Annotated in this window: 18 protein-coding genes and 1 pseudogene; 13 read left to right on the forward strand and 6 right to left on the reverse strand. The window is 55.0% G+C overall.

The features are described from left to right. Positions 1-101 precede the first annotated feature (101 nt). Positions 102-1,247 carry an epoxide hydrolase family protein gene (locus BM70_RS0103545; RefSeq protein WP_025854732.1) on the forward strand — a complete coding sequence of 382 codons (1,146 nt, stop codon included), beginning with the start codon at positions 102-104 and terminating at the stop codon, positions 1,245-1,247. A 77-nt stretch (positions 1,248-1,324) separates the two neighbouring features. Here the strand turns inward: BM70_RS0103545 and BM70_RS0103550 are convergent, their stop codons facing one another. After that, complete coding sequence (locus tag BM70_RS0103550; protein WP_025854733.1) at positions 1,325-1,945, reverse strand: glutathione binding-like protein; 621 nt, start codon at positions 1,943-1,945, stop codon at positions 1,325-1,327. A gap of 528 nt (positions 1,946-2,473) precedes the next feature. On the opposite strand from BM70_RS0103550, the gene BM70_RS0103555 reads away from it, so the two are divergent. The 5 genes from BM70_RS0103555 (at position 2,474) to BM70_RS0103575 (ending at position 11,252) form a co-directional block, all read left to right on the forward strand. Beyond that, a complete protein-coding gene (locus tag BM70_RS0103555; protein WP_256220873.1) occupies positions 2,474-3,247 on the forward strand; it encodes a gamma-glutamylcyclotransferase in 774 nt (257 codons plus the stop codon). Between the two features lie 169 nt (positions 3,248-3,416). Further along, complete coding sequence (locus BM70_RS0103560; RefSeq protein ID WP_025854735.1) at positions 3,417-4,601, forward strand: efflux RND transporter periplasmic adaptor subunit; 1,185 nt, start codon at positions 3,417-3,419, stop codon at positions 4,599-4,601. Between the two features lie 15 nt (positions 4,602-4,616). Beyond that, positions 4,617-7,886 carry an efflux RND transporter permease subunit gene (locus BM70_RS0103565; RefSeq protein ID WP_025854736.1) on the forward strand — a complete coding sequence of 1,090 codons (3,270 nt, stop codon included), beginning with the start codon at positions 4,617-4,619 and terminating at the stop codon, positions 7,884-7,886. 10 nt (positions 7,887-7,896) lie between these two features. Then, complete coding sequence (locus tag BM70_RS0103570) at positions 7,897-9,405, forward strand: efflux transporter outer membrane subunit (RefSeq protein WP_025854737.1); 1,509 nt, start codon at positions 7,897-7,899, stop codon at positions 9,403-9,405. Between the two features lie 299 nt (positions 9,406-9,704). Further along, positions 9,705-11,252: an MFS transporter gene (locus BM70_RS0103575; protein ID WP_025854738.1), complete on the forward strand. Its 1,548-nt coding sequence runs from the start codon at positions 9,705-9,707 to the stop codon at positions 11,250-11,252. A gap of 138 nt (positions 11,253-11,390) precedes the next feature. Here BM70_RS0103575 and BM70_RS0103580 read toward each other — a convergent pair whose 3' ends face one another. Then, complete coding sequence (locus BM70_RS0103580; protein ID WP_025854739.1) at positions 11,391-12,287, reverse strand: LysR family transcriptional regulator; 897 nt, start codon at positions 12,285-12,287, stop codon at positions 11,391-11,393. Positions 12,288-13,143: 856 nt separating this feature from the next. Between BM70_RS0103580 and BM70_RS0103585 the strand changes: the two genes are divergently transcribed. Continuing rightward, a complete protein-coding gene (locus tag BM70_RS0103585) occupies positions 13,144-13,788 on the forward strand; it encodes a glutathione S-transferase family protein (protein WP_025854740.1) in 645 nt (214 codons plus the stop codon). A 1,045-nt stretch (positions 13,789-14,833) separates the two neighbouring features. Then, positions 14,834-15,151, forward strand: coding sequence for a LysR family transcriptional regulator (locus tag BM70_RS32135; RefSeq protein ID WP_081782033.1), 318 nt, complete (start codon positions 14,834-14,836; stop codon positions 15,149-15,151). A 56-nt stretch (positions 15,152-15,207) separates the two neighbouring features. On the opposite strand, the gene BM70_RS0103590 is transcribed toward BM70_RS32135, so the two are convergent. The 3 genes from BM70_RS0103590 to BM70_RS0103605 form a co-directional block, all read right to left on the reverse strand. Beyond that, the gene (locus BM70_RS0103590; RefSeq protein WP_025854741.1) at positions 15,208-15,897 is read right to left on the reverse strand and encodes an SDR family NAD(P)-dependent oxidoreductase; all 690 of its coding nucleotides are present in this window, start codon (positions 15,895-15,897) and stop codon (positions 15,208-15,210) included. Positions 15,898-16,076: 179 nt separating this feature from the next. Beyond that, entirely contained in the window at positions 16,077-16,982 is a 906-nt protein-coding gene (locus tag BM70_RS0103595) for a LysR family transcriptional regulator (RefSeq protein ID WP_025854742.1), read from the reverse strand. A gap of 603 nt (positions 16,983-17,585) precedes the next feature. Next, positions 17,586-18,458 (reverse strand): WYL domain-containing protein, encoded by an 873-nt coding sequence (locus BM70_RS0103605; RefSeq protein WP_016965239.1) that lies wholly within the window; start codon positions 18,456-18,458, stop codon positions 17,586-17,588. A 178-nt stretch (positions 18,459-18,636) separates the two neighbouring features. Between BM70_RS0103605 and BM70_RS0103610 the strand changes: the two genes are divergently transcribed. The 4 genes from BM70_RS0103610 to BM70_RS0103625 are packed head-to-tail and all read left to right on the forward strand — an operon-like array spanning position 18,637 to position 25,125. After that, the gene (locus BM70_RS0103610) at positions 18,637-22,362 is read left to right on the forward strand and encodes an ATP-binding protein (RefSeq protein ID WP_025854744.1); all 3,726 of its coding nucleotides are present in this window, start codon (positions 18,637-18,639) and stop codon (positions 22,360-22,362) included. Continuing rightward, the gene (locus BM70_RS0103615) at positions 22,359-23,021 is read left to right on the forward strand and encodes a hypothetical protein (RefSeq protein ID WP_025854745.1); all 663 of its coding nucleotides are present in this window, start codon (positions 22,359-22,361) and stop codon (positions 23,019-23,021) included. The genes BM70_RS0103610 and BM70_RS0103615 overlap by 4 nt, the downstream gene beginning before the upstream one ends. After that, complete coding sequence (locus tag BM70_RS0103620; RefSeq protein WP_025854746.1) at positions 23,018-24,259, forward strand: hypothetical protein; 1,242 nt, start codon at positions 23,018-23,020, stop codon at positions 24,257-24,259. The genes BM70_RS0103615 and BM70_RS0103620 overlap by 4 nt, the downstream gene beginning before the upstream one ends. Continuing rightward, on the forward strand, positions 24,256-25,125 hold the full coding sequence (locus BM70_RS0103625; RefSeq protein ID WP_016968190.1) for a hypothetical protein: 870 nt from the start codon (positions 24,256-24,258) through the stop codon (positions 25,123-25,125). Before BM70_RS0103620 ends, BM70_RS0103625 begins: the two co-directional genes overlap by 4 nt. Positions 25,126-25,344: 219 nt before the next feature. Here BM70_RS0103625 and BM70_RS0103630 read toward each other — a convergent pair whose 3' ends face one another. Beyond that, a complete protein-coding gene (locus BM70_RS0103630; protein ID WP_256220874.1) occupies positions 25,345-25,926 on the reverse strand; it encodes a hypothetical protein in 582 nt (193 codons plus the stop codon). 143 nt (positions 25,927-26,069) lie between these two features. Here BM70_RS0103630 and BM70_RS0103635 point away from each other — a divergent pair. Beyond that, a pseudogene (locus BM70_RS0103635) lies at positions 26,070-26,403 on the forward strand (transposase); the annotation flags it as partial.

Below are 26,403 nucleotides of genomic sequence, written 5' to 3' on the forward strand. Positions count from 1 at the left end.
TTTCGACGGGCTTATTCTTTCCTTTGCTACGGGCATAGTGATCTCGACTGAATCGACACCCAAACGGTTGTCGACAATCCGATGACACAGAGGAACTCATGATGTCCAACAGCACTCAACTGACGCCTTTTCGCATTGAGATCCCTCAGGCCGAACTGGATGATTTGCAGCGTCGTCTGAATAGCACCCGCTGGCCGGATCGTGAAACCGTTGGCGATCATTCCCAAGGCGCACAATTGGCCAAGGTGCAAGATCTGGTTGAGTACTGGCGTACCCAGTATGACTGGCGTCGATTCGAGGCACGCTTGAACAGCTATCCGCAGTTCAAAACCGAAATTGATGGCCTGGGCATTCACTTCCTTCACATCGAATCGCCTCACGAAAACGCTTTACCGTTGATCATGACCCACGGTTGGCCGGGTTCGATTGTCGAGTTCCTCGACAGCATCGATCCGTTGGTAAATCCAACTGCTCATGGTGGCGAAGCGAAAGACGCTTTCCACGTGGTTCTGCCTTCTATTCCTGGCTATGGCTTCAGCGACAAACCGACCACTAAAGGTTGGAACCGCACCCGTATCGGTAATGCCTGGCACGAATTGATGCAGCGCCTTGGCTACACCCGTTATGTTGCGCAGGGTGGTGACTGGGGGAGTGTGGTGACCACTGAGATGGGGCGCTTGAAACTGGACGGCTTGGCGGCGATTCACGTGAACCTGCCTTTTGTTGTTCCGGCCGATCTGCCTGCAGAGCTGAGCGCAGAAGAGCAAGCAGCACTCGATCAGTGCGTGCTGTTTGCTTCTGACGGCATCGCCTATCACGACCTGCAAACCACTCGCCCAGAGACCATCGGCTTCTCGCTGGCGGACTCTCCTGTGGGTCAGGCTTCGTGGATCTACGAGAAGCTTGCGTCCTGGAGCGACAGTGGTGGCACTGCCGAGAGCGTGTTCTCTTACGACCAGATTCTCGACAACATCATGCTGTACTGGGTGACAAACAGCGGTGCATCGTCGGCACGTATGTATGCCGAGCATCCAGGTCTTAACTTCGGTGCCATTCACCTTGATCTGCCAGTGGCTGTCTCGGTGTTCCCAGGAGAGATCTACACGCCGCCGAAGGCATGGGCCGAGCAGGCGTACAGCGATTTGATCTACTGGAATAAAGCGGAAAAAGGCGGCCATTTTGCGGCCTTTGAACAGCCTAAGATTTTCGTCAATGAAGTGCGAGCGGCGTTCTCTACTGTTCGTTGATGGCGGCTGGAGCGTTCGCGAAGTGATCGCGCATCTCTAGGTCCGCGTTTAACTGGGCTCGGCAGTATCCTACTGGCCTAATGTGTGCGCGGACTCTTCCCGTTCAGTTCTGCGGCCAACGCTGCCTGAGCGCTAGGGCGAGCACCGATACGTTCTTGGTAAGCGGCTAAAGCTGGCCACCGTCCCAGGTCAATCGAGAACCAGTCGAGCCATCTGAGTAACGTATAGAGGTAGGCATCTGCCACGGAAAATGCTTCGCCCAATAAATAGGGTTGCTGTGAAAGCGTTTGGTTGAGTGAGTCCACACGACGGAAGAGGCGGGTGTAGATTTGGTCGCGCACCTGCTGAGGGATATCTCGAAATAAGGGGCTCATTGCACAATTGAGCTCGCACGACAGAAAACTCAGGCACTCACGCAGGCGTACTCGCTGCCAGCTATCTGACGGAGGCGCCAAGCCTGCCGCGGGTTTGAGATCGGCAAGAAATTCGAGAATAGTCGAGCTTTCGGTAAGTACTTCTCCATTGTCGAGCATCAAGGCTGCGATGTACCCATGTGGGTTGATGCTCCAGTAATCCTCTCCTGCGGAAGTGGTTTTGGTGGCGTGGTCGACCTGGATTAGCTGAAATGGAACGTTCAGCTCACGCAATACGATATGGGGTGCCATCGAACAGGCTTCAGGAGTGAAATAGAGCTTCATGGGAGGGGCTCTCGTCGTGCGGATCTGGAAAATAGAAGGATAGCTCGCTGAGGAAAATATCGTGTTTGGCGGTGCTTCGACAGATGCGCCGTTCATCGGCAAAGCGCACGACGACAGAGGCGCCCAAAGGCTCGGTTTTCCACTCTCTCCCTTACGCCATCAAGTCGTAACCAGGATTGTCGCTCCTGTGGCAACTGTGTAACCACCATAGCGTTATTTATGCGGTCTAGAGCGGAGGGCATAATTCACTGCAAGCCGGACCCAATTCAATAGTTTCGTTGTGACTCAAGCGGATCAACAATCCAGGCACTGATGAAACAGTATCCTTAGTTGCTGGGCGGACGCTTGAAAGATAGTCAGGGAACTACTTGGGTGTTTTGCTGCGCCGTAAAGAAAAGTGCTGTTTGCGACAAAGACCTGATCAGTTAGAACGAGCACCCTCTATTCATATCATTGTCTCTTTTGTGGCTACTAACAGTAGATCCCTGCGTTATTTATCCGTCTCTCACGCTCCGGCAGTATTTGTCCATGGGCAGATTTATTACTTGGCTGCCAACGTTGGTTCATCTCTTGGCTGCCGCAAATTTTGCGTTCTACGGGCCAGGCTGGGCCGGATCTATTTTCAGTACGGACGCAGAATCAGAGGCGGCGGCAATGTTGACGAAAGACCAGATTACCTCCGGTGCATACCTCGAGAATTTCGGTGAGATGCCAAAAGATTTGTTGTGGACGCTAGAGCAGATCGAGCAATCCATGCGCGAAACGTTGGCCAAACGCCATGAACGTGGCGACATCTGGGTCTTTGGTTACGGTTCGTTGTTATGGAATCCCTTGTTGAACTTTGCAGGACAAAAACGAGCAACTTTACAAGGCTGGCACAGAAGCTTTTGCATGCGAATCATCGCTGGTCGAGCCACCGTCAGTACGCCGGGACGGATGTTGGCACTTGAACCAGGGGGCTCTACTCAGGGAGTCGCTTTCAGGTTGACCGAGCAGGTGGCACGAGAAGAGTTGATCCTGCTTTGGGTTCGGGAGATGCCAACCGGCGCTTATCGACCGGTTTGGGCGCCGATCGCTATGGATGACGGGACACACGCTACGGCATTGGTATTCGTCGCTGAGCCTGACCATCCGCTGTATGAAAAGGATGCGAGTGTTGAAGCCGTTACGCGGCACATTTCAGGAGCGTCCGGCCCTATGGGGAGTAACGCAGAGTATGTGCACAAGTTGAACAATGCATTATGCGAAAGCGGATTTGTTGATGACTATATCGGCGCATTGTCAGCGGGAATAACGCCCTGAATTAAACCTGATGTTGTGTGTGTTGTGCTGTAAGTGTCCGGTTTCGGGAGGGAGTCTCTTTGCGCCCGAAATACATAAAAGTCAATTGCAAGACGTTTGGTAGTAGACCGGAGCTGGTATTCGATCGCTGCCTATCAAGACAGTCACTTAACTGAGTAGGAGAAAAGAAATGATCGCCCATCACAAACGACTTTCCGTTGCGTTGAGTGCGCTCTTAGTGGCCGGCACAGCCGGAATCGCCGTGAAGTATGGCGATCATTTTTCAGCCATTGAGTCAGTTCATGCGACAGAAGCAGCGGCCGCCCCTAAAACTGAAGTTGATGTCGCCACCGTGGTCTTTAAACAGATTAGCGAGTGGCAGAGTTATTCGGGTCGCCTGGAGGCGGTAGGCAAGGTCGATATTCGTCCATTGGTGCCTGGCACCATCGTTGCCGTACATTTCAAAGACGGAGCAATGGTCAACAAAGGAGATCGCCTGTTCACTATTGATCAGCGTCCTTATCTGGCCGAGGTTGATCGTGCTGCCGGTCAATTGGCCGCTGCTGAGTCCCGCGCCGTCTATACGGCGACCGATGCCGCTCGCGCTGGGCGACTGATTGAATCCAATGCCATTTCCAAGCGCGATCTGGACGAGAAACAAAATGCTTCGCGCGAAGCGATCGCTAACGTGAAGGTGGCGAAGGCCGCACTCGACGCGGCCAAGGTCAATCTTTCCTACACCGAAATCACCGCCCCCATCGCCGGACGTGTATCGCGTGCGGAACTGACCGTTGGCAACGTAGTGTCGGCAGGCCCGGCGGCACCGGTGCTGACCAGCCTGGTTTCGGTGACGCCTATCTACGCATCCTTCGATGTCGATGAGCAAACCTACCTGCGCTACCTGAATCAGGCGTCAGGCAAACCTGCTCCCGTTTCCCTCGGTCTTGCTGACGAAACCGGTTACTCGCGCAACGGTGTGGTCGACTCCATCGACAACCAACTCGACACCCAATCGGGAACCATCCGTGTGCGGGCCCGTATCGATAACGCCAATGGTGCACTGATGCCGGGTCTGTACGCACGTATCAAGGTGGGTGGCGGTAAACCAACGGACGCCGTATTGGTTGATGACTCTGCCATCGGCACCGATCAGGCGAAGAAATTTGTCCTGTTGGTCGGCCAGGGCGATGTCGTCGAGTACCGCGAGGTCACCCTGGGCAATCTGCACGATGGACTGCGCATCATCACTTCGGGTCTGAAGGCCGGTGATCGGGTGGTGGTCAGCGGTGTGCAGCGCGTACGTCCCAACGACACCGTGCACGCCAACGCCGTGGAAATGGCGAACATCGGTCGTGCTGCGAAGCCTTCGGCTTAACGAGAGAACATCATCATGAATATCTCTAAATTCTTTATTGACCGGCCTATCTTCGCCGGCGTGCTGTCGGTGGTGGTGGTCCTGGCGGGGTTGATTGCCCTCACCAAACTGCCGACCGCCGAATACCCTGAAGTGGTACCGCCCTCGGTGGTGGTGCGCGCCGAGTACCCGGGCGCCAACCCGAAAGTAATCGCCGAAACCGTTGCTTCGCCGATTGAAGAACAGATCAACGGCGTGGAAAACATGCTCTACATGCAGTCGCTGGCCAACAGCGACGGCAAGTTGACGACCACCGTCACCTTCAAGCTCGGTACTGATCCGGACAAGGCTCAGCAGTTTGTGCAGAACCGCGTGGCGCAGGCTTTGCCGCGTCTGCCTGAAGACGTGCAGCGCCTGGGCGTGACCACGATCAAGTCCTCACCCACCCTGACCATGGGCGTGAGCATCACCTCGCCCAACCAGCGTTACGACCTGACTTATCTGCGCAACTATGCGTTGATCAACGTCAAGGATCGCCTGGCGCGGATTCCTGGTGTGGGTGAAGTGGTGATGTGGGGTGCCGGCGACTACTCGATGCGCATCTGGCTCGACCCGCAAAAGGTCTCCCGCCTGAACATGACCGCTCTCGATGTGGTGAAAGCCATTCGTGAGCAGAACGTGCAGGTGGCAGCCGGTATCGTTGGCGGTGCGCCAATGCTCACCGACGTACCGATGCAGTTGAGCGTCAACGCCCAAGGCCGTTTGAAAACCGAGCAGGAATTTCGCGACATCATCCTGAAATCTTCCGGTGGCGCGATCACGCGGCTGTCGGATGTCGCTCGTGTGGAAATGGCCGCGTCCGAGTACACCTTGCGTGCACTGCTCGACAACAAGCCTGCCGTACAGATGATTATCTTCCAGCAACCGGGTGCAAACTCGTTGCAGATTTCCGATGACGTACGCACCGTCATGGAAGAGATCAAGCAGGACATGCCGGATGGTGTCGATTACGGCATCAAGTACGACCCCACCCAGTTTGTGCGTGACAGTATTCATGCCGTGATCCAGACCCTGCTGGAGGCGATTGCCCTGGTAGTACTGGTGGTCATCGTGTTCCTGCAGACCTGGCGCGCCTCGCTGATTCCGTTGCTGGCGGTGCCGGTATCGATCATCGGTACTTTTGCATTGCTGCTGGGCTTTGGTTACACCATCAATGCCCTGTCGCTGTTCGGCATGGTGCTGGCAATCGGTATTGTGGTCGACGACGCCATCGTCGTGGTGGAAAACGTCGAGCGAAACATCGCCGATGGCCTGTCGCCGCGTGATGCGACCTACAAGGCCATGCAGGAAGTGAGCGGGCCGATCATCGCCATCGCGCTGACCCTGGTGGCGGTGTTCGTGCCGCTGGCTTTCATGTCCGGCCTGACCGGTCAGTTCTATCAACAGTTCGCGATGACCATTGCGATCTCTACTGTGATCTCGGCGTTCAACTCCCTGACCCTGTCGCCAGCGTTGTCCGCCATCCTGCTCAAAGGGCATGACGAGCCGAAAGACCGTCTGACCCGGATCATGGACAAGCTGTTCGGTCGTTTCTTCAACGTCTTCAACCGCGTTTTCAACCGGGGTTCGGAAAACTATGGCAACGGTGTACGCCGTGTCGTTAACCGCAAGCTCGTGATGCTGGTGATCTACGGCATTCTGCTCGGTGGCGCGGTGTGGATGGGCAAAATCGTGCCGGGTGGTTTTGTGCCAGCACAAGACAAGGACTACGTGGTTGCTATCGCACAATTGCCTAGTGGCGCGACGTTGGATCGCACCGAGAAAGTCGTGCGTGACATGGGTGATATCGCCTTGGCCATTCCAGGCGTGAAGAACCTGCCGCAGTTTCCGGGGTTGTCGGTCAGCCTGACCAACTCGCCAAGCAGTGCCCTGGTATTCCCTGTACTTGAGCCGTCGAAGTATCGCTCCAAAGAAGAGTCCGCCTCGGCCATCGTTGCGCAGTTGAATGCCAGATATGCCGGGATCAAGGACGCGGCCATCGCCGTATTCCCCCCACCGCCAGTGGCGGGCCTGGGGACGGTCGGTGGTTTCAAACTGATGATCGAAGACCGTGGTGCACTGGGCTTGGAGGCGCTGAACAAGGCGACTCAGGATTTCTTGGCTGCGGCTGCGAAGGCGCCGGAACTGGGCCCGGCATTCTCGATGTTCCAGATCAACATGCCTCAACTCAACGTTGACCTGGATCGGGTTAAGGCCAAGCAGTTGGGTGTGTCGGTCACTGATGTATTTGACACCCTGCAGATCTACCTGGGTTCGATGTACGTCAATGACTTCAACGCGTTCGGTCGTGTGTATCAAGTGCGGGCTCAGGCGGATGCGCCGTTCCGTGCTACCGCTGAAAACATTGGCTTGCTGAAAACCCGCAACGACAAAGGTGAGATGGTGCCGCTGTCGTCGCTGATCAAAGTGACCACCACCTATGGCCCGGAAATGGTCGTGCGCTACAACGGCTACACCGCTGCTGACATCAACGGTGGCCCGGCTCCCGGCTATTCGTCTGGCCAGGCTCAGGCGGCGGTCGATCGTATCGCCAAGGAAGTATTTCCACGCGGGATCAAGTACGAGTGGACTGACCTGACCTATCAACAGGTACTCGCTGGCAACGCGGCAATGTGGGTGTTCCCGATCAGCGTGTTGTTGGTGTTCCTGGTGTTGGCTGCCTTGTATGAAAGTCTGACCTTGCCATTGGCGATCATCCTGATCGTACCAATGAGCATTCTGTCGGCACTCGTGGGTGTGTGGCTGACCAATGGTGACAACAACATCTTCACCCAGATTGGTTTGATGGTGTTGGTGGGGCTGTCGGCGAAGAACGCCATCCTGATTGTCGAGTTCGCCCGCGAACTGGAAATGCAGGGCCGTTCCATTGTGCAGGCCGCGATCGAGGCCAGCCGCCTGCGTCTGCGTCCGATCCTGATGACGTCCATCGCCTTCATCATGGGGGTCGTGCCGTTGGTGTTCTCCACCGGCGCGGGTTCTGAAATGCGTCAGGCCATGGGTATTGCGGTGTTCTTCGGCATGCTGGGCGTGACTCTGTTCGGTCTGATGTTGACGCCGGTGTTCTACGTGTTGCTGCGCAAACTGTCGGGTGTGGAACACCTGGTGGATAAGCACGGTAAACACCCACACCTCGGTGCTGACCTCAACGACGACTTTAATATCAGTCCGGAACACACGCCCTACTCAAGTAGTGGCCATCACACTCAAGCATCAGCCCGCGTGCCTGAAGCCGCGTACCTGAAGTAAGGAGAACGACATGAAAGTGTTTGCAATGAATCGGATGCTTTTAGGATCGGTCTGGTTGGCGACGATGTTGGTGACGGCCGGCTGCTCCCTGGCGCCGACTTACGAGAAACCTGATGTTTCTGCACCACAGGCTTTCAAAGAGGAAAAGGTTTCGGCACCGCTGTCTCCTGCCGAAGCCGGCAACTGGAAAACCGCCGAGCCGTCGGAGGACTTCACCAGGGGCGAGTGGTGGCGGGTGTTCAATGACACCACCCTGAATCACCTCGAAAGTCAGGCGCAGGATGCCAACCAGAATTTGGTTGCAGCGGCCGCACGGTTGAAGGAGGCGAGGGCGCTGAATCAGTCGGCTCGCTCGGCTCTGTTCCCCACCGTGGACGCGGGTTTCGGCCCGACCCGTCAGCGTGTGTCACCGGCGTCGCAGTTCCAGTCGGACAGCGGGCAGGGGGCGAGTCAAACCCTGTGGCGTGCCCAGACCGGTATCTCTTACGAGTTCGACATGTTTGGTCGCGTCGCCAACACGGTTGATGCGGCGGACGCGGAAACCCAGCGTAGCGAAGCCTTGTTCCATTCGGTGTTGTTGGCCTTGCAGGCGGATGTTGCACAGAACTATTTCGCGTTGCGTGAACTGGACGCGGAAATCGAGGTGTACAACCATGCCATCGAACTGCGTGAACAAGCCCTTAAACTGGTGCAGCAGCAATATGCGCTGGGCGATATCAGTGAGCTGGATGTTGCGCGTGCCGAGTCTGAGTTAGCGACGGCCCGGTCGGATGCAATGACGGTGCAGCGTCTACGTGCGACGTCGGAGCACAGCCTCGCGGTGTTGCTGGGCAAAACACCGGCAGAGTTTTCGATGGCCGCCAATCCTTTACAGCCGGTGAATCTGCGTATCCCGGCAGGTTTGCCATCTTCACTGCTGGAGCGTCGTCCGGACATCGCCGCGGCCGAGCGCTCTATGGCTGCGGCGAACGCACGGATCGGCGTGACTAAAGCGGCGTTCTTCCCGTCATTGACGCTGACCGGCACTGCCGGTTTTGAGTCCGGTTCGCTGAGCAACTTGTTCAAATGGAGCAGCCGTACTTTCCTGCTTGGCCCGTTGGCGGGTACAGCGCTTGACTTGCCGATCTTCGACGGTGGCCTGCGCAAGGGAAACCTGGCCAAGGCCCGGGCCGAGTACGAAGAAGATGTCGCCAACTATCGGCAACAGGTGCTGGTGGCGTTCCGTGAAGTAGAGGACAACCTCTCTGACCTGCGAGTGCTGGAAGACCAGACCCGGACGCAGTCGCAAGCTGTGGAGGCGTCAGGCCGGGCGGAGAAAGTCGCCCGGGCGCAGTACACCGAAGGCGATGTCATCTATCTCTCTGTCATCGACGCGGAGCGGACGGCGCTGCAATCACGCAGGGCGGCGGTGCAGTTGCAGGGCGCTCAAGCGGCGGCCACCGTGAACCTGATTCGCGCATTGGGTGGTGGCTGGGGTAATGCCAAACCGGCCACGTCTCAAGCGATCACGCAGCGGTAAAGCTCGCTGACTATCACCGATGGAAAAACAGAGAAGCATGCCATCGAGCATGCTTTTTTGTTTTTGTGATGACGCATCGGGGCATCCGTCACGCAGGCCCGGAATCGGGGGTGTCGCATTGTCTCTTTGCAAGCGACGAAGCGTCTCACGCAGGTGCGTTTAAGGACTTCCTTGCTTACAGGACAATAGCTCCCAAGCACAGGCGATGCCTGGGTTTCCAAGTGGCAAACCCCTCGACGGTGATGCCGATTTTCAAAGACGGTGCATTCAGCTGCGCACATTCCACTTACGGTGAAATCATGAAATCAACAGACCGCGTTGCCAGGGAGAGAGACAAGCTGCTTATTCTTGCAGCGATTTGTCTTTCCGCTTTGGTACTTCCACTGAGTTTTACCGGAGGGGCAGTTGCCACGCCCGCGATTGGGCGGGATCTGGGTGGAAGTCCAGTGGCGCTTACCTGGATCACCAATGCCTTCATGCTGTCTTTCGGCAGTTTACTGATGGCTGCAGGTGCTTTGGCTGACGTCTATGGGCGCAAGCGCCTGTTCACCATCGGCATGATGCTGTTTACCGCTGCGTCGTTGGCCCAAAGCATGGCACCTTCGGTGTTCTGGCTTGATATCCTGCGTGCCATTCAAGGGGTTGCCGGTGCGGCTGCACTGGCGAGTGGCTCCGCTGCGCTTGCACAAGAGTTTGAAGGTCATGCTCGCACCCGTGCGTACAGCATGCTGGGCACGACCTTCGGTATCGGTCTGGCATTCGGCCCATTGGTGGCCGGCGTGTTGATCGAAGCCTTTAGCTGGCGTGCGATTTTCCTGTTCACGGCTTTGATCGGTGTGATTGCCATGGTCTTTGGCCTGCCGCGCATGCGTGAGACACGTGACCCCGGCGCAACAGGTCTTGACTGGCCCGGCACCCTTACCTTCAGTTCGGTGCTGGCGTTGTTTACGTTTGGTGTGATCCAAGCGCCTGACAGCGGTTGGGGTAGCCCTTTAGTGGTTGGCCTGTTGGGTGCATCGGCGGTATTGCTGGTGGTTTTCGTGATGATTGAAATGCGCGTCAAGCGCCCGATGCTGGATCTGACGCTGTTCCGCTTCCCGCGTTTTGTCGGCGTGCAAATGCTGCCGATCGGCACCTGCTACTGCTACATCGTGCTGGTCGTGATGCTGCCGTTGCGATTCATTGGTGTTGAAGGCCTGAGCGAAATCGACGCCGGTTTGCTGCTGCTGGCACTGTCTGCACCAATGTTGGTAGTACCGATGCTGGCCGCCTCGATGACGCGGTTTATCTCCGCCGGCGTTCTTTCGGGCGTGGGGTTCCTGATCGCTGCCGTGGGGCTGCACTGGTTGAGCCTGTACAACATTGGCGAGCCGAAGTTTGGTCTGGTTGGCCCCATGCTGTTGATCGGTATCGGGGCAGGTCTGCCTTGGGGCTTGATGGACGGTCTGTCGGTCAGCGTCGTGCCAAAAGAGCGCGCGGGTATGGCGGCTGGTATTTTCAACACGGTGCGTGTCGCGGGTGAGGGCATTGCCCTGGCAAGCGTGGCTGCGATGCTGGCTTCGCTGCTGCATACCAACCTCTCAGAAGCGGTACAGGTGGTTGCAGGGAGTGCTGATGCAGCGCTTATTGCAGAAACCGCACATCGCGTTACCACCGGTGATATGGCCCATGCCATCAACACCGTTCCAGGTCTAGCCAATGAGCGTCTGGTACACGGGTATGCCTCCGCATTTCAGTACCTGCTGCATATCCTGACCATCATCACATTGGCTTCTGCGGCTGTGGTTCTTGGGTTGTTGAGCAAGGATCGCGCGGTTGCAGGCGACACTGCCAGCGAAGCTGCCTAGGCATCAAAACGGTTACCCGCCTTGAAGCGGCAATAACCCGATGTGCGCAGACCCCGAAGCAGAAGATCTCTCTCTGCTTCGGGGCTTTTTGCGTTTGGCGAGCATGGAGTCAAGAGCAGGATGCGACAGGTCATCAGGCTAACGCAGACGATCCGCCAGGTAGTTGAGCACCGCTCGCGTTTTTGCCGGCATACGACTGCCCAAGGGAATGAGGGCATGGACAGGAGGGCCCGGTGAGTCAACAGCAGTGAGTACGCGGACAAGCTTGCCGCAATCGACGTAGGGTTGAGCAACCTTGTCATAAATTTGGGCAATGCCGAGTCCAATAACTGTGGAGTCAATCACGGCCTGCCCATCTGAAACAATCAAAACCGGCGTCGGCGAAAACTCTCGGACATGGCCATTATCGGTAATCGACCATGGACGCAGCCGACCAGTAAACCCTCGAAAAATCACCGCTTCATGGTTGACCAGGTCGGCCGCTGACTCAATCGGCGGATGACGGGCCAGGTAGTCGGGAGAGGCGTACAGACTGAGTGTGATATTGCAAAGCTTGCGCACAGTCATTTCACTGTCCTGCGGCAACTCCCCCGCGCGAACCACAATATCCCAGCCTTCACCCACTGCGTCCGACATGCGGTCGGTCATGGACAACTCTAGCGTCACCTGTGGGTAGCGCTGACGAAGTTCGGAGATGGTTGGAAGAAACAACTGGCGAAACCCAGATGGGATGTCCAGGCGAACGCGGCCCATCGGCTCATCTTTTCTTGCGGCTAACTCGCGAGCCGCATCCCGAAGGCCATCCAGCGCCGCGATGGCCGCGTTCAGATAAGTTTCGCCATCTTCAGTGAGGCGTACGGCACGGGTGGTTCGCTGGAAGAGCTTGGTACCCAGCCTGATTTCCAGTCGTTGAACCGCCTTGCCGACGTTGGATTTGCTCGTTGAAAGATTTTCAGCAGCTCGGGTAAAGCTACCGGTCTGTGCGACGCCGACGAAGGCGGCTATGTCCGGAAAGGAGGTGTCGGCTCGTTCCATTACAGTCTCTCTATAATCTGTCTATTCATGTCGATACGTACACAACTATCGCTTGACTTACTATGGCTCATTTTTCAAAAGACGGTTTGAGATTTTTCATCTCGATAGTGCGACACTATCTCATAATGGCGGCGCGAAAGACGTTCGGTAAAAAGCGCTAGTGCGTTGGCTATATCTTGAAGTTTTTTCTTGGTGCGGATGTTCAGGGTTTTATCTGATGTTAACGGCAAGCATCATTGCTTACGATTTTTTGATGCCGCAATCTTTATTATAATAGTTTCAGACGAAATACTTCGTGATCGGTTGCAAGTCCGGTATCGTAGACGGCCCTCGCTTGCGCTAGTTTGGTTTTCAGGTCCGCACGCACGCGGGACTTTTTTGAATGAATAATAGTTTTGTTGAGTTGGCTTTCGGTGTCTGGAGCGGGGCGCTACTTCTAATGGAAGCCCAAAACCGTACCTAAGCTTTGCGCTGGGGGCTATCTCGCGTAACTACCTGAGAGTCGAGGTTTCAGCGCCGACTATATAGATTGTTTAAATCTGGATAAGCGCTTTTTTGGACACAGACTGTCTTCCATATGGATTCAATGATTGGTCTCAGACGTTCTGTGATCGACGCTTGGAAAGCTCACGTCCGTATTCATTTTTTCACGTTCTCCCGTCATATAAGAAGACCCGCCGGTGCAAGGCAGCGACGATCACCCGACGCTTTATCAAACGTTGGGCTGATTGTAGCTGTGCACGCTACAGAGCGTATCATTGCCGACTGTTTATCATCCTCAGAGGGAAGCTCAGACTTTGTTCACCAGCCCGGATTCAGGGCGCGGAAAACAACTGACTCCCCGAGGAATGCAATCATGACTAAGTTGTACATCGCCGATCAAACCTGCTCCCAAGCCGTTCAGATCATCGCCAACGAAATCGGTCTGAACCCTGAACTGGTTCACTTCAACGTTTTCGACCAAACCACTTCCAATGGCGAATCTTTCGCCGAGGCCAATCCACTCCTGTACGTTCCGGTTCTGGCCCTGGAAAATGATTCGCAGGACAAAATCACCGAAACCATCGTTATTACTTCCTACCTGGCTGACCAGCATCCTGAGTTCGGTCTGATCCCAACGCGTGGCACCCTGGAACGCGTCAAGGTCGACCAATTGCTCACCTTCATCGCCACCGAGATTGCACAGAAGCATATCCCTCTGATGCGCAAACTCATGACCGATTTCGGCACGGAGTGGACTCGTGCAAAACTGGTCGCTGCATACACCACCCTGGACACCCGTCTGGCTGACGGACGTGCGTACCTGCTAGGCGATAATTTCTCGGTTGTTGACGCTTATGTTTGGGCCACCCTGTGGCACGAACGCTCGGGCACCGAGATCGGCCATCTGGAAAACCTGAACGCCTGGAAAGCACGTGTAGACGCTCGTCCATCCGTTCAAAAGGCCTTGAAGGATGAAGCTGAAATCGTGGCTATCCATAAGGCACGAGCAACTGCCTGATCGCTGACACGCAAGTAGGTGATGGGTCGTGGTGATAACCACGGCCCATTTTTTTGATCGTATTTATGTTCTGAGCAAAGGCAGTCCCGCGGTTGCTGTCATGCCGCAGAGGAGAGGAGGCCATGGCAGTGTCAGCTACAAATTGTCTCTCAGTTGCAGTGGGTCAAAAGGACGATTTCACCACCTGTTTCGATGATGGCCTTCATCTGCACTACCACCTGACCTTAAACGGCATACTCGAAATGTTGAGTGGCGATGGTTGCCGCAGCTTCCTTACGTTGATAACACTGACAATAACTTTGTATTCCTCGCTGGCATTGAACCATGAACTGCCCTCGCTATCGATGCCTCCTGCCTACAAAGAAGAAAGAACTGAGCCCGCACTCTGCAGATTCAGCTCAGGCGCTCTTGCTCTAAAGCACTCATCATATTTTCCAGAACTGGCCTCTCAGGTTAAGGCCGCGAGGAAAAAGATTATTGAACGGCGATCGAGGAGGGGGGTTATGTTTGAGTCGTGTTATTAGTCTTGAAGATATCGTCGTATTGCTTGTTTTGGAATTCTTGCAAATCGCCGAAAATAAAATAAGTTGTTTTGATTTTTCATATCGACGGGATTTATGGTGCGCGGCGCAAGGTGCGAGTAAGATTCTGTTTGGATCAACATCCCGATGTGCTTCTGTCAATTTTACTCTTGGTAGAGGCTTCATTCATCGTCCTTTGGTTTTTGCCGCCTATTCATAGGCGGCTTTTTTTTGCCCTGAGTAAATATCATTAGTCCTGATATCGAAGACAAGTAAGCCTCAAGTGCATTGTCGCTTTTGCTGCGACTAAGCGTCTCGTTTTTCACGGTTTATCCATTTCATTATCCACCGCACAATTATTTTAGGTTGCGATGAATCTGGCGTGAAACCTGATGACTGACCGACGCAGTTCGGTGGGTAGTTGCTAGTACAAAAAAGGCAGTTGCTTTCAAGCCGCAAGCATCATCGTAATCATCTCCGTGCCAGAAAAAACAATAAACTGAATAGTAGAGGGAAAGAGGACTATGGCGATCAATGAGAAAATTTTTCATGACGTCGACCTCAACCTGATGGTGACGTTTTTAGTGCTCTATCGTGAGCGAAGTGTCTCGCGCGCCGCAATTCTAATGAAGGTAGGGCAACCTGCCGTGAGTGGTTCTCTCGCTCGATTGAGATCGCACTTTGACGATCCATTGTTTCTTCGGACAGGTAGAGGAGTGCGCCCAACAGGAAAAGCGGTAGAGATCGCAGAAAATTTGATGCCTGCGTTTAGCTGTATTGAAGCTGTAATAACGGGTCGTCGTCCGCCTCTTCCAGATGAAGAGACGAGTTCACAGTCGTAATGGAGTGATGATTTTTTGTAGTTCCTCAACCTCCAATCGCGGGGGGATTAGGACGGTTACCAAGGCAGTTCGTTGCCGTGGCGGTCAGTGAAGCGCAGACCCGGCACACCAGCATTACGGGCCACGACGTCCACAACCAGAGGAATGCTTTCGGAGATGTCCAGCAACGCATTATCCGTGCCCATATCGGTACGCACCCAGCCCGGAGCGATCGCAAGCAGGGCACGAGTGTCGTCGACGTGGCGCGAATGGAAATGTTTCATCAGCATGTTCAGTGCCGCTTTGCTTGAACTGTACAGTTCCCAGAACCCCTTGGCGTCGGTGATGCTGCCCAGTTCCGAGGACATTACGGCCGCTACACCCTTGGCATTCAAGCGGTCGTAGAACAGCTCGATGAGGCGCATGGGACTCAGGGCATTCGTCAGCAACATGTCCAAGTAATCTTTTTCCTCGACCTGAAGGGCGTTCAGCTCGTTTGCCTTGCAGATGCCTGCGTTGACGAAAAGCACATCCAGCTCACGAGCGTCCAGGCGCTGACGGAGCCCTTTTGCGGAGTCCAGGTCTACGATGTCGACTTGCTCGACCTCCAGCGAAGCGCCAAAGCTACCTTGTAGTTTTTCCAGCCCTTGCGAGCTGCCGCGGGAGGTCGCAATGACCTGCCAGCCACGGATGCAGTATTCCTCGGCGAGGGCCAGACCAAGGCCACGGGAGGCGCCAACGATCAATGCGGTGGATTTGTTGCTCATGCCAATCTCCTGAATGAAGCCACCTCAAGATGATGAGGTGGCGTTGACGATTGATGGCAGGCTATCAATCAGGAGAGATCGGCGCGACGCATGAACTGTCAATTGAATGATGACAAGGTGTCACCAATCAGGTTTTTATAAAGGTCAGAAGATCATTGTGTTGAGGGACCGGCAGCGACTCACTCCACAATCGAAGCTACAAATGTCATAAAGGCCCGTGTCTTGGCAGGCAGATGTTTGCGTGAAGGGTAGAGCGCATACAGCGGAAAGTGTTCATCCGACCACTCCTGGAGCACATTTACCAGCTTGCCACTGGACAGCCAGTGTTCCACCCCAAGTTCCATCACCTGAGCGATGCCATAGCCAGCCAGGCAGGCCCCTTGCAAAGTCCCGACATCATTGACCAGCAGTTGGCCCCCCAAGGCAAGTTCGAACTGCTCTTTGCCCTTTCGAAACGCCCAGGTAAAAGGGCGCGATGTTTCCGGGTCGCGAAACTGGATGCAATTGTGCGAGTCGTTTTGCAGTTCCAGGGGAGTACTGGGCATTCCGCAGCGCTCGATGTACGCAGGCGATGCCACGGTGAGGATGCGTGTTTCGAGTATCTTCTTTGCCACAAGTCGGGAGGGTTTTGGCTCGCCAAAGCGAAGGGCCAGGTCGAAACCATCCGCGACCATGTCGCCAAGCTGTTCACGTGCGACCAGGTCCAGCGTCAGATTCGGATGGGCCCGCAGGAAGCGATCTAGGCCGGGGCCGAGAATCAACTGGGAGAAGAATGGGTGGACATTAACTCGAAGCCTGCCACTCACGTCACCGCGACCCAATAGTGCTTGGGTTGTAGCGTCCTCCAGGCCTTCCAGCAACGGAAGTATGTGATCGAAAAGCTGCTGGCCCTCGTCAGTCAGCGACACGGCGCGTGTAGTGCGGTCAAAGACACGGATTCCAAGCCGGCTTTCAAAGCGCTGGACCGCCCGGCTTACTCCTGAAGGGGTCATGTCAAGCGCCTGGGCGGCCGATGCAAAGCTGCCATTGTTGACAACGGCTGCGAGCACCCCCATTCCGTTAAGAATTCGCTCGTCAAAGGGCATCTGCATGTACCTCGGGGAATAGTGTCTAGAAACAGCTAAAAAGTAAAAGTAACCCGTGGGGAGGGCTCATAACCTCCGCCAGAATTCATTTGCCTACTTCGGTATTCCGGCACATCGAGCGGCATCTTCTTTCGGCATTATTTCAGCATGGCACGTGGAGAGCGTCGACGTCGAAGGCGGCTTTGTCGAATCTTGCCTTACAGTCGAATGATCCGAATGCGCTGCCAAGGACTCTGGCGGCGGGGGAGTGCACGTAACCCCTGTTGTCCTTTGCTATCATCCATCTCTAACAGCCGATCAGACTCCAGGCGCAGTTTGCTGAAATCCCGCTCAGCATCTTCATAGCTGAGCTTCAGAGTATCGCGGAGGAACGATGCCTCCAACGACGATGCTGAGTGTGAGGTCGCAAATGGCCACCCCGTAGATAGGGGGTAGGCCTCCGAGCTGATGAGGCCTATTGCCTTTTCCAACGGCAGCGATCCAGCTGATCCTCTGAGTAAGGGGCATCCGCTGTGGTGCAGCTGGTGATTGCTGTTGGATGTGATCAAGCCCTACCTGCGCGATATGCGTGATTTGTTTACACATTCACGGTGCTGCCCAGGTCTAGTAGAGCCAATGGCTGAGCTCGTCCAGGTTAGCCACGATGAGCTGCTGGGCGCTTGGTTTCATATGCATTTTGGCGGTATCGATCTGGTAGCGATTCAAGACGTACTGAACTAACGCGCCGCGGGTTTCTATCATCAACTGTCCGTTCTCCATTCCGTAATCGGCTTCGAGAATGGCCCGTTGCCCAGCCTTCAATCTCGAATCCGCTTCCAGGATCACTGTCGCCGGCGTCGTCCACCCGGGGTCGAGCTGACGTGAATGCTCTGTGAAATCATTCATCAGCTCCGGAGTACCCCGAAACCGGCTCAATACAAAATCACGATACTCACCATTTTTCTCGCAGTATGCACGCACGTGCCAGCGCATGCCGGTATGGATAAGCGTATGCGGCGCAATGAGTCGGGTTTCCCCATCTGGCGTTTTGAAAGAAGCGTACTCACACTCAAGTCGTTGACCTTCTCGACAAGCCTTCAATAACGGCCTAAGCACTTCGGGGCGGATAGAGCGATCCTGCACGTCAAGGATGTCAATGTGCGCATACGCCAACGTCAGTCCTTCAATGTGCGGAGCCCGCTCGTGATTCTGGTTCAGCAGGTGCAGATATGCACTTGCACTTTCCTTCATGAACAGCGGTTTGAAATGCTTGGTGGGTACGTAACCTTTTAGGTGCTTGTCATACGATAGATTTCGGGGCGCATGCTCATCGATGTAGGTGTTGATGTCCTTCGACGCCTGCTGACGACTGATGCCAAAGCTCTGCATCAAGTGCCCCGTGGTCAGGCGACCTTCCCACCAGGCAACGGTCTCTATCAGTTTGTAACGCAATGCCAAATCCCAGCGTACAGCCTCAATCGCTTTCGCCCGTTTCATACCGTCCCCATGTGCTCGAAAAGTTTACCTGTATGCGTAAACACCGTAGATGTGTCAGGTATATCTACATATCGTTGAGTGAGAGCGCAAGCACCGTCGAAGGAGTAGATGGACGCTGCGAAGGGATGCCGAGAAACCGTCGGCGGTATTGATACGAGGTTAGCCAGAGAGGCAGCTGATGTCGCAACTCATCAAAATTGTACTGATCGATTCACTATGTGCGGGCGCCAAAGCAGAGCTTGTCATGGAAGGTAACACCAGCGTCACGGGTGAAAACGGAATCGGAAAGTCGTCCTTCATAAAGCTCATCCCTGTGTTTTATGGCGCGTCTCCAGGGCGCTTGGTGAAGGCTGGAACCAACCGTGAGAGCTTTGCCAACTGGTATCTCCCACGTTCCTCGAGCTTCATCGTGTTTGAATACGTGAACTTTGCTGGCGATGCTCGCTGCGCGATCATGCATCGTAGCGGGGAAGGGTATGCATATCGACTGGTATCAAGCGCTTGGAGCCCGGAACTTCTCTACCGCGACTATGATGCAGGCCTGTTGGTACTTCCAGGCGAACTACATGGCCACCTGACCCACCTTGGGATCGCCTGTTCCCCTGAGCTGCAACCGTACCACTACCGGCAGATCATTCAATTCAATAGCGGCACAGCCCATCTGGAGAAAATCACCGACGCTACCAAGCGCAAGCTGATCGTGAGTCTGCGGATGGGCTTCTCACTCGCACCAAAGCGCAAGGACTTCAACGGCATCGATTTTGTGACTCTGGCGCTTATCGAGAGCGGCGGCACCTTCGACACGATGAAGGCAACCATGGCCGAAATCCTTCAGCAGGACAACGCAGATCCAAGCCGCACTCTAATGATGCTCAACGCGCAGCCGTTCAGGAATGTCATTGAAAACCGCGCGGGCTATCTCCTGATGGAGTCGCTGAAACCCGTGATATTTGAAATGAATCGCCACTGCCACGAGTTTCGTGCAGTCCTGCGGCAGTTGGGCGTGCACAAGCGCCGAGCACTCATGGTCGAAGAGAAACTCAAGGAACGACAAAACGGTCGAGTGGAAGCGCTGGCCCAGCTCAGTTCAGAAGATGAGCAGCTACAAAACCGTAACCGAGATCATATGAGTGCACTCAGCGGTCTAAAGGGCGAAGCTCAGACCCTGGTGACAGAGGCGGAGTCCTGGCAGCATCGGTTCAACGAAAAGCGGGATCGCTACCTGCAAAATCGTACACAGGCGCTCTCGGAGGAATTCGACCAGCTTGGGGAGATACGAGACCAGTTACACCTCAAGCAAGAACATCAGGTCAAATTGAACCGCCAAGGGGCTGACATCCGAAGCGTGTTTCTGGAACTCGAAGCGGCTGCGAAGCAGGCTGCTGCTGATGGAAAGAGTGCTGCGTTCTCCAAGTACCATGCGTCCTCACACGCGATCCAACAACGGCATCAGGAGTTGTCCGCTACTCAAGATAAATTGCTTGATGAGAGACGGGTCGCTCATGAGGACGAGCTCGCCGTGCACCAGCAAGAACAGCTCCAGGCAACTGGTACTCAGGCTCGCGAGCTTGCACGTGCTGAACAACTCAAGTCCCTCAGCGCGCTTCCTGACGCCCAGATCGCGCTGGATGCATCCCAAAAGGGTATCAATGAGCAAATGCTGCTCATTGCCGAGTTTCAAAACGCGCTGAGTGTTGTATCAGCCGAGGTAGAGAGCCTATCGCTGGAACGACAGACCCGCGCTGCGGAGTATAGCGGCTTGCAAGCCAGGCGAGACGCGCTGGTCGAGTCCAGAAATACCATCAAGCTGCAGATCAACGCCGGTGCCGAAACATTGCTTGGTTTCCTGCGACGGCATCACCCTACCTGGACAGATAATATCGCTCGACTTGTCCCGACAGAGACATTGATGCGTACGGATTTGAATCCCGCGCTGCTAGAGGCAGTTCAAGAAAGTCTCTACGGTGTTGAGATCAATCTCGACGTGCTCCCCCAGGCCACTGTTGCCAGTGTTCGCGCTCTCGAAGCTGAGGTCGTTTTATTGACCACCCAGATTGGAGCGCTCGGCACTGATATGGAGGTGATAGAGCGACAGCAGCGAGGAGTAGAAGATCGCCTGCGCCAGACAGGTATCCGGGCGTCGGCAGCTCAAAAAGAACTGACCAATGCGAGTCTGGATCTGGAGACGCTAAAAGGGGATCACGCCGGTTTGGTTGATCGGGCTCGCGACGAGGTCGTGCAGGAACTCGAGATACAGGCGGCCCGCGTCTTGGAAGCAGCACATCGGCTTGAATTGATCGCCAGCCACCTAGACAGTTTGAAAAAACGGCACAGGCAGGAAATTAGTGACCTGCAAGGTGAAGCAGACAAGTCTCGACTGCAGTTGACTCAGGATCAGTCTCGGGCCGAGCTGGAACTGCAGACCGCAGAAGAACGGGTCGACGCCACCCTCGCGGCGGAACTGGAACGAGCTTTGGCAGATCTTGAAGCCCAGCTCAAATCAGCTGGAGTTGATGACACGGCGAGCAAGCGGCTTGGCGCCGAGATTGCTGAGCTGGAGAAAACGATCAAACGTTTAAGGGATCATGAATCGGAGATCGATGGCTATCGACTTTGGGTTAGAGAATCAGTACCAGCAGTTCCTGAACGTAAGGCGGCGTTGGCTCGCGCAATCGCAGAGTTTGAGCGGATCAGTCGCGCCATTGAACAATGGCAACTTGAGCTACGGGCTGCGCAAAAAACGATTTCCGAGCGTCGCAAGGCATTGGTCACCGAAGGGCACGCCGATGACCAGGAGCTAGGTGCAGTATCACGGGTACTGCGCGATCTTGAACAGATTGACGCAGCCGCTGAGGCCCACTTGGGTTCTACGCTGAAGGCTGCAGACATCGAGGATGAGGTCGGCAAGCTCAAACGTCGCAAATCAGAACACCACCGCAAAGGCGCCGAGCTTTATCGCGACGTTCACCATCGTTTCGTCAGAGAACGGCTGGTGCATACGCCGCAGGGCGCGGCCATCGAACAGATCATCAATCACGCCTCAAACAGTGCATATGTGCTTGAGCTGGCGTGGTTGGAAGCCGCTGCGAATCTCCAGGAATACATTGAGATATCTCACCCTGACCAGAAAACCAAGCTGATTATTCAGGCTAAAAACCTCTCAGACGAGCTCTGCGATAACCGCTCGAAGCTGCAGCACCTGCACCGAAGCATTTTGAAGTTAGGAAAGGACGCGACAGAGAAGGCGAGCGAGGTACTCGGCTCTTTCGCCCAAATCCGCCAGTTTGAGTTCAAAGTTTCATCACGCATCCATGAGATGTCGTTTTGGGACGACATGACGAACTACGAGCAGCAGTACAAGCGGTGGAGTGGGATGGGAGGTGATTATCTACCAACTGATGGCTTCATGGACGCCTTGCGCACCGTGGAACGCCAGATTGAAGGCGGTGCGTTCACGTCTAAGCTTTCCGATTGTTTCGATGTCTCCGTCACCTGCAACGACCAAGGCAGGGTGAAAGTCGCGACAAATAACGCAGAGCTGATCCACCTCAGCAGCACAGGGCTGACGAAGATCATCGTGGCCATGATCTACGTATCGCTGTTCGAGCTTTTGCGAAATGAGGCGGATTTTCAGATGTCGATCCCCATCGACGAAGCATTGGAGCTGTCACCAGAAAACTACGTTGCGCTGGTCAACTACTTCAATGATCGCGGGCTTTCCATGTTGGCATGCTTTCCTGGAGGCGCGCCGGAGCTGCTCCGGCAGTTTAATAATCGGTACAGCCTGGAGCGCCGGTCTGACACCGATTCGATTGTGGTCAAGGAGTACGGCATGGAGGAAAAGGACGAGCTTGATGACCTTAACGATGCACTGGGAAACGATGATCGGAAGGATGCACAATGAGCCCACTGAGAGACGTACTGAGTAAGCTTCTTGCCGGGGGCTTCATTTGCCAATATGCCTATCCAGAGCTTCACCGCCAGCTACGAGAGTCTGATTTTGCGGCCAGCGTCGAGAGTGCGCTCGCGCCCCTGGGGCGAAAATTGGCAACACTCGGTGAGCCCGAGGCTCCCGATACGTTCTTTGCACGGTTTATTGACCTTTCTGAACCTGTAGATCGAGAAGCGGCAACGGCGCAACTGATCGAGCTACGCGACCAGATTCGGCCTTGCCTTGAATTCATCCGGCTAATCAATCGTGCGGGACGCAGTGAGACATGCCTGGCCCCGGGCGACGTCATTTCATTCGCCGACATGCTGGACTCAATCGAGAATCATCCCACCTACCGTACGCAGCTCTGGGATCTCAGCGGGTACGACTTTTTCAACAAATCCAAAAGCGGTAAGGACAACAACGACAGGCTCAAACTTGTCCTTCGCGCATTGGCTGACGCCGGGTACATCGTCAAGCGCAACAGCGAGTCGGCGAACTACATCGCCACAGGCAAGATGGGCTACGTTCATACGATCTTGGCGTGGATAGCCGAATACAACTCGCTCAGCCTCGACATCGGTGCCAGCGACCAATCGCATACTGAACATCAGGGAGGGCTCAATTTGTGAAGGAGCCAGACTGGATCGAGCTGGGTGATGCACTCACACGAAATGCACCTTTTCTCGAAGCATTAGCGATGGCAGACGAGGACGGAGTGGCGCTGCCTGAGCGACGGACAAAGGGGATTTCCTATCTGATGTCCAAAGGGCTCATCGAAGAAGATGATGAGCTCTACTACCTCAGTGGCTTGCTGCTGGACGTCGGCGCGCAAATTTCGCTTCAGGGCTTTGGTCGTGCTGCTCCTGACCTGAAAGAATCCCTCATAGCCATTGAGCAGCACTGCGAGGCATACCGTGACGCCAAAGCGGCCAACTCCTCCAATGAGGCCGAACAGCACCTGAAACGATTGACGTACAGCTGCCGTCAAGTCACGAACCACTTACGTAACGAGCAAGCGCAAACCCGAGCGTTCATCGAAGGGGGGTATGGGTTCTCTCCACGGCTGCGAGATCGGCTGCGAGATATCAATAATGCGATCAACAGGCTCAAACGGCTCCACGAAAACCTGGGTTTGTTCACTCATGTAGGCCTTTCAAGTATGGCCGGCAGTGATCGTTCTCTACGGCGTGTCCTCCTGGATAACCTTCTCGGTGCTGTTTCACGAAACCGCCTCGCTCTGGACGAGATGATCGGACGCTTAGATCGGTTGAGTTTGGCGGTGCGTAAGCGCAATCACATGCGCCAGATAGCTCATGCCGTTGACCTGTTCCTTCAGGCGGGCAACCCGATTGATCTGGAACCGCTGTTTGACGGCAGAGACGCGGCTGCCTGGGTTCCGGCCGTGGAAATGACCTTGGCGGGTAGCGCGTACTGTGACGTCGAGGCAGGGGAGAGCCTGGAGCAGTTAGAACTGTTGATAGCCTCACTCCCTCCTCCGAAAGAGCGACGAATCGAACAGCCCGCAAAAGCTCGTGAGTCGAAGGCCGTGATTCCAGCCGACGAGGCCCCCAAGGCTCTTGAGAAACCCTTCGCGCGTGATCATCTCATGCGCATGCTTGAGGCCCTGAACAAGACCAATCAAGCGCAGTCTGCAGTTGCCTATTGGAGTGCCCATGGCGACAGTGACATCTCGATGAGCATCTGGCTTTACGCGCTGGATGGATACGTTCGTCTGCAGTCGGCGGTAGCCAAGGTGCGACACAAACCGCTCAACTACCGGCTCAACCCGACTTATGCCCCATACCCGCGCATATCTGCCAACCGGCGTGTCATTGACCTGATTTTGGAAAGAGCTGAGCGGCGATGAGAATTTTTGACAACATCAGGGCCATCAAACCCGTGGTGATTGCAATCAGGCAGGACGCGTGCAAGGTGAAAATCAACGCTACCTGGTTGTCCCTGCACACAACCTACTGCATTGGCAAAAGGCTTGGGGCTACCTACCTGACGCTGACAAACGCTGAATTGCACACCGTGCGCATGATGCTAGAGAGGGAAACAGGCATAGACGCTCTGGTTGTTAGCATGGAAGAGCTAGAGGGTGACCGCTTGGCTCTGGCCAAAAAGTCACGTAATGAGAAATTGGCTCGATTGAGGCCCGGGGATTTCGTTGTCATGGCCGCGTCGCTGTCCGGACAAATCCAGTTGGCAACTGGCGTTTACAGCCACCCGGCCGGAGGCACTCTGAACGTACCTGCAGAGGAGCTTCACGGCCTCGATACGGTGATTCTGGTAGAGAACCAAGCTGTGATGTTCGCGGTCAACGAGTACCACTGGCCAGGCAATGTCATGCACCTACCCATGCTCTTTCGTGGGAGTCCTCAAATCACACCGGCCGCAGTGACGAGAGCTCTTGCCGGCGTAAAAAACGTCATCTGTTTCCCCGATTTCGACCCTCAAGGTTGGATGAATACGCTGACTGCAAAAGCACAGGGTATTGTCGTGCCGTCGGCGAACACGATTGCCGAAATCGTCGCCTCCAATTGGGACAAGCCACAGGATTATGAAAACCAGGATGTTGCGCGTGAATGGCTACAACGCGCGACCATACCTATGGTGCAAGACATGCTGTTGAAGAAACTGGCATTGTCGCAGGAGTCCATGGCAGGTATGGAGCTGGAATATCTACCACTTAACCCAACGGGTGCTAGCGACGACATTAATTGTAATTAGTGCTCAGTCCTGGAGGGTGCCAGGGCGTGGAGCCCTGGCACCGTAGTCACACGTTCATACTTCCCGGGACGAAATGCTAGACGATGACAGAAGGGGCCCCTCTAGTCCGGCTCAAATCCCCTCAGTGGTAGGTATCTGTCTGACAGACCTTGCTGATAGCATCACCACTGCCTTCCGCTTTCGATGATGCAGCCTACGATACGTGCCAAGCAATCGAAACTAAGGGGCTACCGCGCCGCTAGCAGGGATCGACAGGGTTTTGAAGGTCTCAATCTTCTCGGATTCCAACTCCTTCAGAATCGTTTCCTTGGCGTCGTTCTTGTCGATAGACCGCCCTGTGTTATCAAAGCTGATCTGCTTGATTCTCAGCTCAATCTCACTGTCTTTTTTCTGGCCCGCAGAAAACTCTGGGAAGCTCAGCGAAATGACGCAGTCACCATCCAGGCCCGACGTGCTGAATCGGAATTTTGCATCGATCCTGTGCAGGCAAAGGCTCGGGCGATAAGACACATCTGAAAGAAAATCAGAGTGCTCAAGGCTGAAGCCCTTCAAGTCCAGATTTCGAATCTTTTCCTTCATCCAGTCCAAGGCTGCCGGGAGGAGGATGTCTGGATCGGGCGAGATCCCGATATCGACGACCTCTACAAATGACAGGGCGGTCAACCTACTGTGCTGTGTGAGCCCTAAGAGATAGCTGAACCTGTTTTGGTTGGTGAAATCGCAAAAACGGATCGATGTCGCCTGCTCACTTTCGCTGATCTGCTTGATCGATTTGAAATGTGAAATCAGATGCTTCGACATCGCTTTGTTGGTTGTCCGTGTTTCTGGCGCAGTGTGTGTGGAAATAAGGATGAGCTCGTCCTGAGCCTTGTTTTTCTTGTGTAGTGGTCTAATGAAACCGGACACCCATTTAGGCGAGAATGCTCGCCAGATCGAGGTGTCAGATGACCAAACAACGCCGTTCCTTTTCTGCTGAATTCAAACGCGAGGCTGCCGACCTCGTGCTCAAGCAAAACTACAGCTACATCGAAGCCAGCCGTTCGCTCGGTATTGGCGAGTCAGCGTTGCGCCGCTGGGTTGACCAGGTTCAGAAAGAGCGCCAAGGCGTCACTCCGCAGAGCAAGGCGCTGACCCCAGAACAGCAGAAAATTCAGGAGCTGGAAGCCCGGATCGCCCGGCTTGAACGGGAAAAATCGATATTAAAAAAGGCTACCGCGCTCTTGATGTCGGAAGATCACGAGCGTACGCGCTGATCAATCAGCTGAGCGCCCATGAGCT

The organism is Pseudomonas sp. CHM02, from assembly GCF_000612585.1.
Taxonomy (GTDB): Bacteria; Pseudomonadota; Gammaproteobacteria; order Pseudomonadales; family Pseudomonadaceae; genus Aquipseudomonas.

What these genes read in the sequence shown, in the direction of transcription:
- BM70_RS0103595 (WP_025854742.1), bottom strand. Translation starts at nt 16,982, where the DNA reads ATGCCCTTTGACGAGCGAATTCTTAACGGAATGGGGGTGCTCGCAGCC.
- BM70_RS0103565 (WP_025854736.1), top strand. Translation starts at nt 4,617, where the DNA reads ATGAATATCTCTAAATTCTTTATTGACCGGCCTATCTTCGCCGGCGTG.
- BM70_RS0103550 (WP_025854733.1), bottom strand. Translation starts at nt 1,945, where the DNA reads ATGAAGCTCTATTTCACTCCTGAAGCCTGTTCGATGGCACCCCATATC.
- BM70_RS0103590 (WP_025854741.1), bottom strand. Translation starts at nt 15,897, where the DNA reads ATGAGCAACAAATCCACCGCATTGATCGTTGGCGCCTCCCGTGGCCTT.
- BM70_RS0103610 (WP_025854744.1), top strand. Translation starts at nt 18,637, where the DNA reads ATGTCGCAACTCATCAAAATTGTACTGATCGATTCACTATGTGCGGGC.
- BM70_RS32135 (WP_081782033.1), top strand. Translation starts at nt 14,834, where the DNA reads ATGGCGATCAATGAGAAAATTTTTCATGACGTCGACCTCAACCTGATG.
- BM70_RS0103545 (WP_025854732.1), top strand. Translation starts at nt 102, where the DNA reads ATGTCCAACAGCACTCAACTGACGCCTTTTCGCATTGAGATCCCTCAG.
- BM70_RS0103580 (WP_025854739.1), bottom strand. Translation starts at nt 12,287, where the DNA reads ATGGAACGAGCCGACACCTCCTTTCCGGACATAGCCGCCTTCGTCGGC.
- BM70_RS0103570 (WP_025854737.1), top strand. Translation starts at nt 7,897, where the DNA reads ATGAAAGTGTTTGCAATGAATCGGATGCTTTTAGGATCGGTCTGGTTG.
- BM70_RS0103555 (WP_256220873.1), top strand. Translation starts at nt 2,474, where the DNA reads ATGGGCAGATTTATTACTTGGCTGCCAACGTTGGTTCATCTCTTGGCT.
- BM70_RS0103630 (WP_256220874.1), bottom strand. Translation starts at nt 25,926, where the DNA reads ATGTCGAAGCATCTGATTTCACATTTCAAATCGATCAAGCAGATCAGC.
- BM70_RS0103615 (WP_025854745.1), top strand. Translation starts at nt 22,359, where the DNA reads ATGAGCCCACTGAGAGACGTACTGAGTAAGCTTCTTGCCGGGGGCTTC.
- BM70_RS0103560 (WP_025854735.1), top strand. Translation starts at nt 3,417, where the DNA reads ATGATCGCCCATCACAAACGACTTTCCGTTGCGTTGAGTGCGCTCTTA.
- BM70_RS0103585 (WP_025854740.1), top strand. Translation starts at nt 13,144, where the DNA reads ATGACTAAGTTGTACATCGCCGATCAAACCTGCTCCCAAGCCGTTCAG.
- BM70_RS0103625 (WP_016968190.1), top strand. Translation starts at nt 24,256, where the DNA reads ATGAGAATTTTTGACAACATCAGGGCCATCAAACCCGTGGTGATTGCA.
- BM70_RS0103575 (WP_025854738.1), top strand. Translation starts at nt 9,705, where the DNA reads ATGAAATCAACAGACCGCGTTGCCAGGGAGAGAGACAAGCTGCTTATT.
- BM70_RS0103605 (WP_016965239.1), bottom strand. Translation starts at nt 18,458, where the DNA reads ATGAAACGGGCGAAAGCGATTGAGGCTGTACGCTGGGATTTGGCATTG.